The sequence below is a fragment of the Synechococcus sp. PCC 7502 genome (genome assembly GCF_000317085.1).
Classification (GTDB): domain Bacteria; phylum Cyanobacteriota; class Cyanobacteriia; order Pseudanabaenales; family Pseudanabaenaceae; genus PCC-7502.
Genome location: NC_019702.1, coordinates 1,150,215 through 1,162,782, shown reverse-complemented (window position 1 = coordinate 1,162,782; position 12,568 = coordinate 1,150,215). Strand labels below are relative to the sequence as shown.

Here is a 12,568-nt window from a genome sequence, read left to right as displayed (position 1 = left end):
ATTAGGCTGACCCCCTACCAAATCTTAATTCATAAACTTCGGACTCTTTTTCTGTAACTATTTCCACATCTGACTTAGGATAAGACACACAAAGTAAAACGTAGCCTTTGGCATCCAGTTCGGCACCCATGCCCCCAACGCCCATACCCTGACTTTGATCAACTTCTCCAGAGATTAACTGTGCGGCACAGGTGGTACATACACCCGTGTAACAGGAGCAAGGTAAATCTATGCCCTGATCGGTGGCAGCTTCGAGGATGGTTTGATCTTCGGGTAGGTTAACTGTAAAAATTTGACCTTGGTGATGAAGTTTAGCGGTAAAGGTCTGAGTCATAGAAGGTGATTTTGCTGGTAGGATCAACAAGCTATTTTAGCTTTATTACTCCCGTTTTATGCAAGCCCGTCATATTGCCCGTGAACTCGTCCTCTTAAGTATCAGCCAACTGCCTGTTAAACCTGAAAACCTAATTACCAAAACGATTGATGACATGGTAATTGCGGCTGTGCGATCGCTAACTGAGGAAGTTAAAGAACTAATCATGACCGCCAGTGATGAACTGCAAAGGGGACAGGATATGCTGTTTTCCAGTGAAACCCGTGCTGCGGATTTAGCTACTGCCCAAGTGATGGTCAAAGATGCGATCGCCTTAACTCAAACTGCCATTAATCGCGCAGGATTAGCTTTAGAATTTCCTGAATTAATTCAAACTGCCCGCCAACAAGAGGTGAGAGCCTATGTCATTCAAATTCTCCAAACTATCTATGAGCAGCGATCGCATATCGATAAATTAATTACTGGAGCTTTAGTAGATTGGCAGTTAAATCGACTATCCCAAGTTGATCAGCATATTCTCAGAATTGCCACGGCGGAGATTGCCTATCTACAGGTTCCTAAGGCTATAGCTGTGAATGAAGCGGTAGAGCTGGCAAAGCGTTACAGTAGCCAAGATGGTTATCGGTTTATTAATGGAGTCTTGAGAAATATTAATCCTATTCCTAATAATTAGGCTTAAAAAACAAGATCTACTGGTTTTCAAGGATTTAGGTGTAATTACCCCTAATTTATACTTTTGGATTTGATCGTTTTGGGTGTGCCAATCAAGCCTGATTGCATTCTGAAGGAGGTTTTGGTTTAGCCATTATTTAAGCGATCGCCCTTAGGTTCGGATTTATTTTATCCCTTGAGTGACCATTCTCAAGGCTACCAAAAGCCCTCGAATTTATGGGTTAGTTTACAAAACTATTTACGACGGAGCAAAGATTGATCAGTTTGGCAATTTTTTAAGGGTAATTGCTCAACGCTTTGAATAGAGAGAATTCTTTTTTGCTTAGAATTGGATACTACATCCATACAAGCACAGGAATATCCATAGCTACCATTGGTTTTGACAAATTCCTTAGGTTCTTCAATATTGTCCATTCCTTTGGCTCTAAAACCACCCTGAACGGAGATTATCCATGTAGCTTGACTATCGGTGATCCACCAATTTGCGGGAGTAGGATTATCCAACCAACCACATCGTGTTTCCACTGCCATAGCAGCACCAGTAGGATAAAGCAAAACTAAACTTAGAAACAAAAAATTTTTAATTGGCGATTGGGAAGTCTTCATATATTTGGGATTTGGTTATTTTGAATTAATGCTTTATAGCAATTTCTGCCAGTAGTTCAGTCACTAAATCATCCAGAGCGATCGCTATTTGGGTGCCTGTTTGCAAATTTTTAAGACCACAGGTTTTATTAGCAATCTCTGCCTCTCCAATAATTACACAGAGGGGAATCCCCAATTTATCAGCCAGTTGAAATTGCTTACCAATGGGACGAGATTCAAACCCTGTGAACACATTAATTCCCGCTTGACGCAAAGTTTGGGATACTTGCAGATAGGTATCAATTAATTCTGGTTGCAGATTTAAGACCATAACTTGAGCAGGTGAAGGAGCAAGGGGTTTAAGCACTTTGGCATCCATTAATTGTCGTAGCAACCTCGTTAAACCAATGGAAATTCCCACACCCGGCATCTTCTCACCCACAAACATTCCCACCAATTCTTCGTACCTACCACCCGAACAAATACTGCCTAAACTTTCGTAACCAATCAGCGTAGTTTCATAAACTGTGCCTGTGTAATATTCCAAGCCACGGGCGATCGCTAAATCAATACAAAATTTATCCGCAGCAACTCCTAAAGCAATTACTCCTGCTATAACAGTTTTTAGTTCAGAAATTCCCTGCTCAAAATCCGTGGGATTGCCTAATGCCTGAGATGTTTGTGCCAGTTGATCGAGAATGGAATCAGTATCACCCTTAATTTGAGTAAAGCCAATAATTTCCTGTGCTTGAGTTGCGGAAATACCTTGCTTTTCTAGTTCTAGTTTGACTTTAGCTTCGCCAATTTTATCCAACATATCCACAACCTTTAAACAGGTACGAATTTGATCGGGAGTAATGGCGATCGCTTGGAAAAATCCTGTTAAAACCTTACGATTATTAATCCGAATTAAAAACTTGCCGATCTTAATATCATCAAAAATCTGGGCAATAATGGCAGGAATTTGGGCATCGTAGAGCAGACTTAATTTCCCTCTTCCCACGACATCAATATCACACTGGCGAAACTGCCGATAACGTCCTTTTTTAGCCCGTTCACCCCGAAATACCATATCCATTTGGTATCTAGCAAAAGGAAAGGTCAAATCATTCAGATGACGGGCAATATAAGCAGCTAAAGGTACGGTCTGGTCAAATTTTAACCCTCGGCGATCGCTATCTTTATCCCCATCCTCAGCCACAATTGGATTAATACTATAGATAATATTGTCACCTTGATTCCCTTTGGCTTGCAACACCTCTAATCTTTCTACAGCAGGAGTCTCAATCGGGGTAAAGCCATACTGTTCAAACACTCGGCGCATTGTATCGATCAGAAACTGCTCTAGGCGTTTTTCCGCAGGTAGAAATTCAATATCAAAACCACTGGGCGGCTTAAAGTTTATTTTTTCGTCATTTTTGCTCATTACTACAGTTTATTATGACGACTAGGTTTTTACTCTAGTTTTCTCCTCAAGTACAGCTGATTTAGTTAACTTAGAATCCGAGACTTTGGAGAAATTTCTGTAAATCTGTAAAATCAGGCTTTAGCCAACACCTGAAAATTAACATCCACTGTGAATTCCAGTTCTTGCAGAGCAGCAATGGTAGTTTTAGCTGTGGGCGGACTGCGGAAATAATGGGGAGTCATTAAAAATAAATCTTGAACTGCCTGGGAATTCTCGACTTTTGCTTTATATGTGAGATGGTAACTCTCCACTAAATTAAATCCATTAAATCCCTTGCTCGGAAGAGTTTGCACAGTTGAGGTCTTAGATTTTAGTTCAGGATAAATTAATTGACGCAACTCCATAAGATGATTGGGGGCAGGATCAACCATAATGATCTTACCTAGAGGTTTCAAAACCCTTCTAAACACGTCAAAACTGGGAAAGCCAAAGGCACACAGAATTAAGTTAATTGAGTTTGGTGAAAATGGCGGACGTGCGTTACTGCCAACTATCCATGTAATTTCCCGATTTCGCTTTGCTGCCGATTGCACTGCCCATTTAGAAATATCCATGCCAATTAAGATTCCAACTTCGGGGTATTTCCACTTTTGCGCCATAGTCAGTAGCCAATTTAAATAATAACCTTCGCCACAGCCTGCATCTAGGATCGTTATGGAATTGAGATCGGATAGATTAGATACATGCTTTTCAGTTAAGTTAGCAATTGTCTGAGCGATCGCCTCATAACAGCCAGTCTGTAAAAATCGACTACGGGCAGCCACCATTTCCTTAGTATCTCCTGGGTCACGAGATGCCTTGTGTTGAACCATGAGGAGATTAAAGTAGCCTTGACGGGCAATATCAAAATTATGTCCTTTAGAGCAAATCAAACTCTGGTTACGAGGAGTTAGTTCTTTACCATCAATGGGACAAACAAGATTATTAGGAGTTACTACTTTCATTACATTAGTTTTGGCTTACCCAACTGCTAATTCACTCAGTTATAGGGTTTTACAATAGCATCATGAACTTGCCCAACACCTAATGTAATAGTCAAATTCACAAAATATCCTGCATTGCCTTGATGTTGATATAAAAAATATTATTACAAACTTTAGGCTGCCCACTAGGAAATGCACTGGGGAATTATAGATTCTGTTAGGATAGTTTCAATGATTTTCAGAGTTGGTATTCCTTATCCCGTAAGATCATGGCTCAGATTAGTCAAAGGCGATCGCAAAATGTCAGTGGTGATTTTTATGTAGATCACTCTTGTATTGATTGTGATACCTGTCGGTGGATGGCTCCAGAGATTTTTATAGAAGTAGATGAGCGATCGGCGGTATATCATCAACCCGCTAATGAGGCGGAAAGACTAAAGGCATTACAGGCATTATTAGCTTGTCCCACTGCTTCCATTGGTACTGTGGCAAAGCCCAAGGATATAGGGCAGGTTCAACAAAGTTTTCCCATTTTAATTGCCGAAAATGTCTATCACTGCGGTTATCACTCCCAGTCCTCCTATGGAGCCGCTAGTTATTTAATTCAGCTACCAGAGGGTAATATTCTGATTGATTCCCCTCGGTTTTCTCCACCCCTAGTTCAGAAATTAGAGCAGATGGGCGGCGTGCGCTATTTATATCTAACTCACCGTGATGATGTGGCTGATCATGCCAAGTTTCATCAACATTTTGGCGCAGTACGGATTTTACATCAAGATGATATTTCCCTAGATACCAAGGACGTGGAAATGCCGATTAGTGGCAACGATGCGCGCGCCTTGGGTGATGAGTTATTAATTATTCCAGTACCCGGTCATACTAAGGGACATACGGTTTTGTTATACAAAAATAGGTTTCTGTTTTCGGGTGATCATTTGGCTTGGTCTGAGCAGTTAGGACATTTATTCGCTTTTCGTAATGCCTGCTGGTACTCCTGGACAGAGTTAATAAATTCAATGCACAGGTTATCTAGCTATAAATTTGAGTGGGTGCTACCGGGACATGGGCGGCGGTATCATTCTGATCCTGAAACTATGGCTTATTCTATGCAGCAGTGCTTAAAGTGGCTTTAAAGAATTTTTAGAGAGAATTTTTAGATACTTAAGATTTGCGGGACTTTTTTAAGTTCATGTATGCCTCAATCACCTTTAGTACCTTTGGTCCTGCCACAGAACCACCACCACCGCCAGAGTTTTCTCCAAAGGCAACTACGACAATTTCTGGTTTATCAAAGGGAGCATAGCCTACAAACCAAGTATGAGCTTGTCTTGGATGATCTTCAGCAGTTCCAGATTTACCAGCGATCGCCACGGTACCGACATTTAATGCCTGGGCTGTACCACTAGTAACTACCCGTCTAAGTCCTTCTCTTAAAACTGCGATCGTGCTAGGGGCAAGGTTTAGGGATTTTCGCCATAACTTAGCATCAGTATTTTCATAAAGTAGATGAGGCTGAATCAAATACCCACCATTTGCTGCCACTGCTGCCATCATTCCCACTTGCAACAGGTTTGCTTGAAGGTCTCCCTGCCCAATAGACATATTAATTGTATTACCCACATACCACTGTTCTTTTAAGACCTTTTGCTTCCACTCTGGATCGGGTACTAATCCCGGGGATTCTTCATCTTTTAATTCAATGCCTGTGTGCTTACCAAAACCGAATTTTTTTGTCCATGCCACTAAAGTATCAACCCCAATAGTTCTACCCACTTGATAAAAGAAAGTATCACTACTAAAAGCGATCGCATCAGCAAAGCCAATGGTGCCAAATCCCGCATTATTATGATCCCAAAATTGAATGCCGCCAACTTCCAAATAGGGAAAAGTATCCAGATAGGAATTAGGAGAAAATTTACCTGATTCCAAACCAGCAGTCGTTGTAATAATCTTATAGGTGCTGGCGGGGGGAAATCCTTGCAGAGTACGATTAACAAAGGGGTGATCCTTAGCTGTTAACCTTTGCCAAGCGTCATTAGAAATGCGCCCTGAAAATAAATTGGGATCAAAGTTAGGATAGCTTGCCATAGCCAAAACCTCTCCATTTTGAGGATTCATGGCGATTATGCCACCTTGGAGATTGCCCAAAGCCTTTTCTGCGACTTTTTGTAGTTCCAAGTCAATGGTTAGATTTACGGTATTACCCGCTTTCGGAGGTTTTTGTCCTAAAATTCTAATAACTTTACCAGCAGCATCAACTTCTACCTGTTGCCCACCCCATACGCCCCGAAACTTATCTTCAAAGGCATACTCTACTCCTGCCTTACCAATTACATCTCCCAGTCGATAACCCTTAGCTTTAAGTTGATTTAGCTCCGTTTCTGTTAATTCTCCCGTATAGCCAAGGACATGGGCAGCCACATCGCCATTAGGATAGTAGCGCACTGGTTCAGGATCGACTTCTACTCCTTTGAGTTCATTAAAACGTTCACCAAGTTCTATAGCTAGTTTTGGGCTGATTGCTGCGGAAATCCGTACCTTATTAGGAGAGTTGTAGCCTTCTTGTTCTAGTTTGCGTGTAATTTCCGATGCAGGAATTTTAATAATTTCGGATAACTTTGCGATCGTGTCTTGCCATTTTTCCTTAGATTGGGCAACGGGCCACAGGTAAATAGCGTGGGAGAGGCGATTAGTTGCCATAATTTTGCCGTAGCGATCTAGGATGCGTCCTCGTTCAGGAGCCTTGGCAATGAGTCGAATGCGATTATTTTCCGCTAACTGCCGATTCCGATCGCCCTCTACAATTTGAATATACGCCAGCCTTGCGCCAATTAAGCCCAATAGTAAAGCTGCGATCGCCAAAAGGATAGGGGCTTGTAAGTCCTTACCCATGGAGCGATTACCATGATCTGGGGAAAATTGAGCTTTTTTGAGAACCATGATCGGTGTTAGGTTATTGTTGTTTTATTATTTTAGATTTTTTTATGAAGCCTGATAGTTCTCTTAATCACTGGCAGGAAATCGAGTTGCAAATTCAAGAGACTGAGGCACAATTGCAGGCAATCAAACAAAAATTTGCTGATGCTCAAACTCTGGATAGCGATCGCAGTGATCTACAAACACAGCAGGCAGAATTAGAAACTCGGCTTAAAAATCAAGATAAAACTAAACCAAATCTACACCAACGCCAAGCATTAAAAACTGAACTCAGTATCATTCAAACCAAATTAGAAGATATTGATACAGCGATCGCTGCCCAGTTAATTACTTGGAGTAGCTTTAAGGAACCTTTTTGGCAAATTGTGAGATTTAGTGGCTTAGGGTTTTTGCTAGGCATATTAGTCAAGGGTTGTGTTGGTTAGTATCTTAGTCAACGAATTAGGATTTACGCACTCAAATTTACCAAGTAAAGGCTGCGCCCCACATCTCAACGTATCCCTCAGTCATGAAACAGGCTGTATTACCATCAAACTTTGTGCTTAACGCCGCCTGAGATTTGGTAACAGGACTTTTAGTATTAGTAGTTTTTACTCTACCCAAGACCAATTAGAAATATTGGGGTTTTCATCTATTTAGTTTGGCAAATATTACGACCTTTCCCATAGCTCTAATCCCCGTTATTTGAAGTCGGTATTTCGGGTAATCATGACACTACATATTTGGGTACACAGAATTATGATGCTTAGGCTCTTGTGATGATTATGTTGTCAGCCTGATGTGATAGGTTTAGATTCGGCATAGCAAGCTAGTAGCATTATTTACCAAACATGAATTTTTTGTGGTTATCGGTTTTAGTTTTCCAAGTTCCTTTTGTGTTAATTCTGCTCCGTCGTTTAAGTACAGCCCCTAGTCGGATTCCTGCGTTAGTCCCAGTTGAAGATGGAAGTATTAGTAGTGCAAAAGTTACTATTGTAATCCCCACCTTAAATGAAAGACTGCGACTGCCCTATTGTTTGGAAGGTTTGCGATCGCAGCAAGGAGTTCATGAAATTATTATTGTCGATAGTCGATCCCAAGATGGTACGCCTGAATATGTCAAAGAAATCCAAGAGAACTATCCAATTAAACTACGCTTAATTACCGATGATCCGTTACCCCAGGGTTGGGTAGGCAGACCTTGGGCATTACATACGGGCTTCTTAAATTCCGATCCTGACAGTGAATGGATATTGGGTATAGATGCGGATACTCAGCCTCAAGTGGGTTTAGTCCAAAGTTTAGTCCAAAAAGCGATCGCTGAAAACTATGACATGGTATCCCTTTCACCCAAATTTATTCTGAAAACTATTGGCGAACAATGGCTACAACCTGCTTTACTTGTAACCTTAATTTTTCGGTTTGGTGCCACTGGCGATCGCCAACAATTTAGTCAAGAGCGGATCATGGCAAATGGTCAATGCTTTTTATCACGGCGAGCAATTCTGGAAAAAATTCAAGGCTATGAATTAGCTAAATCCTCTTTTTGTGATGATGTCACCCTTGTGCGATCGGCAGCCCAGCAGGGTGCAAAGGTGGGATTTTTAGATGGTGCTAATTTAATTCAAGTTAGGATGTACACCTCAATGGCAGAAACATGGACGGAATGGGGGCGATCGCTAGACTTAAAAGATGCAACTACCTCAATTCAAACCCTAGGAGATTGTTTATTACTATTTGCCGTCCAGTGCCTACCGATCCCATTATTTTTAGGTTTAATATTAGGCTTAGTCTATTTCGATCTGGAATTAAATATCTTTACCCAGTCTTTGCTATGGCTCAATGGATTTTTAGTTTTGATCAGATTCTTGTTAGTTGGTGGAATTCGTAGTAGTTATACCGAGTTGGGATTTATGTTTTGGCTGTCTCCCTTCGCGGATCCTGTTGCCGTTCTCAGAATATGGCTATCGGCTTTAACTAAGCCTAAACAGTGGCGAGGTAGGGTTTATGGTAATTCTTAAGAATTTAGGTAAAAACTTAAGCAGAATTAAATAATTGCCCCCAGATATCAAATGCTACGATTCATATTAGGTAGATAATTAAAATTAAGATAATCTGAATAACTAAATAATAATCATGGATTTCAAATTACTTTTAATCGGTTTAACTGTAGTCTTCTCTATCGCTTGCTTATTTTTTGGTACCCGTAACGGTTTCTATGATTCTGATAAGTATCACGGTAATGGCTCTGCCCATTAGACCAACTCTATAAACTCTGCACAAATGTTTGGATTGGCTGTACCAGCTTTTTGGCAAAATATGATAAGCTAGTCTACTCTAAACTTTTAAGTACTACCTAGAATATATTAAGATGGCATTGCTACAAGAGCGTAAACAAGAGCTGCTAAGCTCCTACCAAATTCATCCTACTGATACTGGCTCTTCTCAGGTTCAAGTAGCGATGTTAACAGAACGAATTAATCAGTTAAGTACTCACCTTAAAGCCCACTCTAAGGACTTTTCCTCCCGCCGCAGTTTGTTAAAACTCATTGGACAAAGAAAAAGGCTCTTGGCTTACATCAAGCAAGGTAGTCAGACTGATTATAAAGAATTAATTCAACGCCTAGGAGTACGGGGTTAAACAAAGTGAGCAGGTCAGAGATTCCCTTTGAACCAAATTCGGGTAAAAAACCTAAAAATAATAAGATTCAAGGGCGATCGCCTGTAATCAAATCTAGTCAAAAGCCAGAACAACCTGCTGCTGCCAACTCCATTCCCCCAGAGGTTAATCGTCGCTTAGTTAGAAGAGCTGCCCTCTTTTGTGGAATTCCTACCTCCTTGGGGTTTCTGACATTTATAGCTAGTTATATTATTGTTGTGAAGAAATGGGCAGACCTACCTAATTCTGCCGTAGTCTTAGTAAGTATGCTGTTTTTAGGTATAGGAGTGTTGGGATTAAGCTATGGAGCCCTCTCTGCCTCTTGGGACGAAAATCGTGAAGGACATTGGTGGGGCTGGCAAGAGTTTAAGCAAAATTTTGGTTACTTACGTGAAGCTTGGAAAGCACAAAGAGCAGAAAAGCTATCTTCCCAAAAACCTGATTAGAATTCACTTATGAATCTTGATAGAAATCTTTAAAAACCATTTGAGGTATTGGCATGATTGTAGTAATGAAGATCGGTACGCCTGAAGTTGAAGTTAACCGTGTCTGCTCTGAGCTAGAGACTTGGGGATTGACTCCAGAGAAAATCGTAGGCAAACATAAAGTGGTTTTGGGTTTAGTTGGAGAAACTGCCGAACTTGATCCCTATCGTATTGAAGAAGTTAGCCCTTGGATTGAGTCAGTCTTAAGAGTAGAACAACCCTTTAAGCGTGCCAGCCGTGCCTACCGCCAAAACGAGGCAAGTGAAATTAAAGTCCCAACCCCAAACGGTGATATCTATTTCGGTGAAGCTCATCCTTTAGTAATTACGGCTGGACCCTGCTCTGTCGAAAACGAAGAAATGATTGTTAACGTTGCCCTACGAGTTAAAGCTGCAGGCGCACATTTCCTTAGAGGTGGAGCTTACAAGCCCCGTACTTCTCCCTACGCCTTCCAAGGACATGGTGAAAGTGCATTGTCTTTATTAGCTGCAGCCAGAAAAGCCTCAGGTCTAGGAATTATCACCGAAGTTATGGATACCCCAGACATTGATAAAATTGCTGAAGTCGCCGATGTTCTTCAAGTTGGGGCGCGCAATATGCAAAACTTTTCCCTACTTAAACAAATTGGCAAGCAAAACAAGCCCGTGTTACTGAAACGGGGTATGTCAGCAACCATTGAGGATTGGTTAATGGCAGCAGAATATATTTTGGCAGCAGGTAATCCTAATGTCATTCTCTGTGAACGAGGCATTCGCACCTACGATCGCCAATATACCCGTAATACCCTTGATATTTCCTGTATTCCAGTTTTACGCAAGCTTACGCACTTACCGATCATGATTGATCCTAGTCACGGTACTGGGTGGTCAGATTATGTACCTTCCATGTGTTTAGCTTCGATCGCCGCAGGGACAGACTCCTTGATGATTGAAGTTCACCCTAACCCTAAAAAAGCTCTATCCGATGGACCTCAATCTTTGACTCCTGAGCAATTCGATCAATTAATGAAAGAGATCAATGTGATGGCAAAGGTAGTAGGACGCTCTGCGGAAAAACCCGTGGTGATCGCCTAGGTTAGAATCATGTCAAGGTTTTGGGGAAATTTTTTAAAGAATTAGGAGACAACTGTGTCAGATTTAGGACTTTTGAGTAATACCGACCCTACCATCGCTTTAATTATTGGCAAGGAATTACATAGACAACGTAATAATATTGAATTGATTGCCAGTGAAAACTTTGCCTCGCCCGCAGTGATGGCAGCACAGGGATCAGTTTTAACCAATAAGTACGCTGAAGGTTTACCCAGCAAGCGTTACTATGGTGGTTGTGAATTTGTTGATGAAATTGAAGCGATCGCCATTGATCGGGCAAAGGAATTATTTGGGGCAGCCCATGCCAATGTTCAACCCCATTCGGGAGCGCAGGCTAACTTTGCTGTCTTCCTATCCCTACTAGAACCGGGCGATACAATCATGGGAATGGACTTGTCCCACGGTGGACATCTCACCCACGGCTCTCCAGTAAATGTATCAGGTAAATGGTTTAAGGTAGCAAGCTATGGTGTTAGTCCCACAACTGAGCAGCTTGACTATGACTTAATTCGTGAACAGGCTCTTTTGCATAAACCTAAGCTCTTAATTTGCGGTTATTCTGCCTATCCTCGGACAATTTACTTTGATAAATTCAGAGCGATCGCCGATGAAATTGGGGCATACCTAATGGCAGATATTGCTCATATTGCGGGACTGGTTGCCACCGGACATCACCCTAGCCCCATTCCTTACTGTGATGTGGTTACGACTACAACTCACAAAACCCTGCGTGGACCTCGTGGTGGTTTGATTTTAACCCGTGATCTGGAATTGGGTAAAAAGTTTGATAAGGCTGTGTTCCCCGGCACCCAAGGTGGACCCTTAGAACATGTAATTGCTGCCAAGGCTGTGGCTTTTGGTGAGGCTTTACAACCAGAATTTAAAACTTACTCTGGGCAAGTAATTGCTAATGCTAAAGCTCTGGGAGAACGCTTACAGGAACGAGGCTTTAAGCTGGTTTCCAATGGTACGGATAATCATTTGATTTTGGTAGATTTGCGATCGATTAATATGACTGGTAAGGTGGCTGACCAGCTAGTTAGTGATGTCAATATTACTGCCAATAAAAATACAGTTCCCTTTGATACTGCTTCACCTTTTGTTACCAGTGGCTTGCGTTTAGGTGCGCCAGCAATGACCACACGGGGATTAGGGGTAGAAGACTTTAGGGAAGTTGCCGATATTATTGCCGATCGCCTACTCAATCCTGAAGATCAAAATATCGAAGCAAAATGTAAACAAAGGGTAGCTACTCTGTGCGATCACTTTCCGCTTTATCCAAACTTATATACAGCCACTAAAATTCCCGCCTTAGCTTAGGACAATTTATCCGCTATCAAGCTATTGCGATTAACCTGTAATTTTCCATTAAAGGATTTATAAACTAATCATGAATCCAATTTTGATGTTATACCAAATCGAAGAGTATAGGCTA

Annotated in this window: 14 protein-coding genes; 9 read left to right on the top strand and 5 right to left on the bottom strand. The window is 41.4% G+C overall.

The window, feature by feature from the left end; translation table 11 throughout:
• Position 1: 1 nt before the first annotated feature.
• Positions 2 to 334: a 2Fe-2S iron-sulfur cluster-binding protein gene (locus SYN7502_RS05650; RefSeq protein ID WP_015167919.1), complete on the bottom strand. Its 333-nt coding sequence runs from the start codon at positions 332 to 334 to the stop codon at positions 2 to 4.
• Between the two features lie 58 nt (positions 335 to 392).
• On the opposite strand from SYN7502_RS05650, the gene nusB reads away from it, so the two are divergent.
• Positions 393 to 1,007 (top strand): transcription antitermination factor NusB, encoded by a 615-nt coding sequence (nusB, locus tag SYN7502_RS05645; RefSeq protein ID WP_015167918.1) that lies wholly within the window; start codon positions 393 to 395, stop codon positions 1,005 to 1,007.
• A gap of 233 nt (positions 1,008 to 1,240) precedes the next feature.
• Here nusB and SYN7502_RS05640 read toward each other — a convergent pair whose 3' ends face one another.
• The 3 genes from SYN7502_RS05640 to SYN7502_RS05630 all read right to left on the bottom strand — a co-directional run bounded on the left by SYN7502_RS05640 (position 1,241) and on the right by SYN7502_RS05630 (position 4,003).
• Positions 1,241 to 1,612 carry a DUF4087 domain-containing protein gene (locus SYN7502_RS05640; protein WP_015167917.1) on the bottom strand — a complete coding sequence of 124 codons (372 nt, stop codon included), beginning with the start codon at positions 1,610 to 1,612 and terminating at the stop codon, positions 1,241 to 1,243.
• A gap of 25 nt (positions 1,613 to 1,637) precedes the next feature.
• A complete protein-coding gene (gene hisS, locus SYN7502_RS05635) occupies positions 1,638 to 3,017 on the bottom strand; it encodes a histidine--tRNA ligase (protein ID WP_015167916.1) in 1,380 nt (459 codons plus the stop codon).
• A gap of 113 nt (positions 3,018 to 3,130) precedes the next feature.
• Positions 3,131 to 4,003, bottom strand: coding sequence for a putative RNA methyltransferase (locus tag SYN7502_RS05630; RefSeq protein ID WP_015167915.1), 873 nt, complete (start codon positions 4,001 to 4,003; stop codon positions 3,131 to 3,133).
• A 248-nt stretch (positions 4,004 to 4,251) separates the two neighbouring features.
• On the opposite strand from SYN7502_RS05630, the gene SYN7502_RS05625 reads away from it, so the two are divergent.
• Positions 4,252 to 5,115: an MBL fold metallo-hydrolase gene (locus SYN7502_RS05625; protein WP_015167914.1), complete on the top strand. Its 864-nt coding sequence runs from the start codon at positions 4,252 to 4,254 to the stop codon at positions 5,113 to 5,115.
• A 28-nt stretch (positions 5,116 to 5,143) separates the two neighbouring features.
• On the opposite strand, the gene mrdA is transcribed toward SYN7502_RS05625, so the two are convergent.
• Positions 5,144 to 6,922 carry a penicillin-binding protein 2 gene (gene mrdA / locus SYN7502_RS05620; protein WP_015167913.1) on the bottom strand — a complete coding sequence of 593 codons (1,779 nt, stop codon included), beginning with the start codon at positions 6,920 to 6,922 and terminating at the stop codon, positions 5,144 to 5,146.
• 44 nt (positions 6,923 to 6,966) lie between these two features.
• On the opposite strand from mrdA, the gene SYN7502_RS18165 reads away from it, so the two are divergent.
• The 7 genes from SYN7502_RS18165 (at position 6,967) to glyA (ending at position 12,453) form a co-directional block, all read left to right on the top strand.
• Complete coding sequence (locus SYN7502_RS18165; protein ID WP_015167912.1) at positions 6,967 to 7,344, top strand: sll0565 family protein; 378 nt, start codon at positions 6,967 to 6,969, stop codon at positions 7,342 to 7,344.
• A gap of 405 nt (positions 7,345 to 7,749) precedes the next feature.
• Positions 7,750 to 8,919 (top strand): glycosyltransferase family 2 protein, encoded by a 1,170-nt coding sequence (locus SYN7502_RS05610; protein ID WP_015167911.1) that lies wholly within the window; start codon positions 7,750 to 7,752, stop codon positions 8,917 to 8,919.
• Between the two features lie 115 nt (positions 8,920 to 9,034).
• Entirely contained in the window at positions 9,035 to 9,157 is a 123-nt protein-coding gene (locus tag SYN7502_RS21155) for a hypothetical protein (protein WP_015167910.1), read from the top strand.
• Between the two features lie 112 nt (positions 9,158 to 9,269).
• Entirely contained in the window at positions 9,270 to 9,539 is a 270-nt protein-coding gene (rpsO, locus tag SYN7502_RS05600; RefSeq protein WP_015167909.1) for a 30S ribosomal protein S15, read from the top strand.
• A gap of 5 nt (positions 9,540 to 9,544) precedes the next feature.
• On the top strand, positions 9,545 to 10,003 hold the full coding sequence (locus SYN7502_RS05595) for a PAM68 family protein (RefSeq protein WP_015167908.1): 459 nt from the start codon (positions 9,545 to 9,547) through the stop codon (positions 10,001 to 10,003).
• A gap of 53 nt (positions 10,004 to 10,056) precedes the next feature.
• Complete coding sequence (aroF, locus tag SYN7502_RS05590; protein ID WP_015167907.1) at positions 10,057 to 11,115, top strand: 3-deoxy-7-phosphoheptulonate synthase; 1,059 nt, start codon at positions 10,057 to 10,059, stop codon at positions 11,113 to 11,115.
• Positions 11,116 to 11,169: 54 nt separating this feature from the next.
• Positions 11,170 to 12,453: a serine hydroxymethyltransferase gene (gene glyA, locus SYN7502_RS05585; protein ID WP_015167906.1), complete on the top strand. Its 1,284-nt coding sequence runs from the start codon at positions 11,170 to 11,172 to the stop codon at positions 12,451 to 12,453.
• Positions 12,454 to 12,568: the final 115 nt, after the last annotated feature.

What these genes read in the sequence shown, in the direction of transcription:
- mrdA (WP_015167913.1), bottom strand. Translation starts at nt 6,922, where the DNA reads ATGGTTCTCAAAAAAGCTCAATTTTCCCCAGATCATGGTAATCGCTCC.
- nusB (WP_015167918.1), top strand. Translation starts at nt 393, where the DNA reads ATGCAAGCCCGTCATATTGCCCGTGAACTCGTCCTCTTAAGTATCAGC.
- aroF (WP_015167907.1), top strand. Translation starts at nt 10,057, where the DNA reads ATGATTGTAGTAATGAAGATCGGTACGCCTGAAGTTGAAGTTAACCGT.
- SYN7502_RS05640 (WP_015167917.1), bottom strand. Translation starts at nt 1,612, where the DNA reads ATGAAGACTTCCCAATCGCCAATTAAAAATTTTTTGTTTCTAAGTTTA.
- SYN7502_RS05610 (WP_015167911.1), top strand. Translation starts at nt 7,750, where the DNA reads ATGAATTTTTTGTGGTTATCGGTTTTAGTTTTCCAAGTTCCTTTTGTG.
- SYN7502_RS18165 (WP_015167912.1), top strand. Translation starts at nt 6,967, where the DNA reads ATGAAGCCTGATAGTTCTCTTAATCACTGGCAGGAAATCGAGTTGCAA.
- SYN7502_RS05630 (WP_015167915.1), bottom strand. Translation starts at nt 4,003, where the DNA reads ATGAAAGTAGTAACTCCTAATAATCTTGTTTGTCCCATTGATGGTAAA.
- hisS (WP_015167916.1), bottom strand. Translation starts at nt 3,017, where the DNA reads ATGAGCAAAAATGACGAAAAAATAAACTTTAAGCCGCCCAGTGGTTTT.
- rpsO (WP_015167909.1), top strand. Translation starts at nt 9,270, where the DNA reads ATGGCATTGCTACAAGAGCGTAAACAAGAGCTGCTAAGCTCCTACCAA.
- SYN7502_RS21155 (WP_015167910.1), top strand. Translation starts at nt 9,035, where the DNA reads ATGGATTTCAAATTACTTTTAATCGGTTTAACTGTAGTCTTCTCTATC.
- SYN7502_RS05625 (WP_015167914.1), top strand. Translation starts at nt 4,252, where the DNA reads ATGGCTCAGATTAGTCAAAGGCGATCGCAAAATGTCAGTGGTGATTTT.
- SYN7502_RS05650 (WP_015167919.1), bottom strand. Translation starts at nt 334, where the DNA reads ATGACTCAGACCTTTACCGCTAAACTTCATCACCAAGGTCAAATTTTT.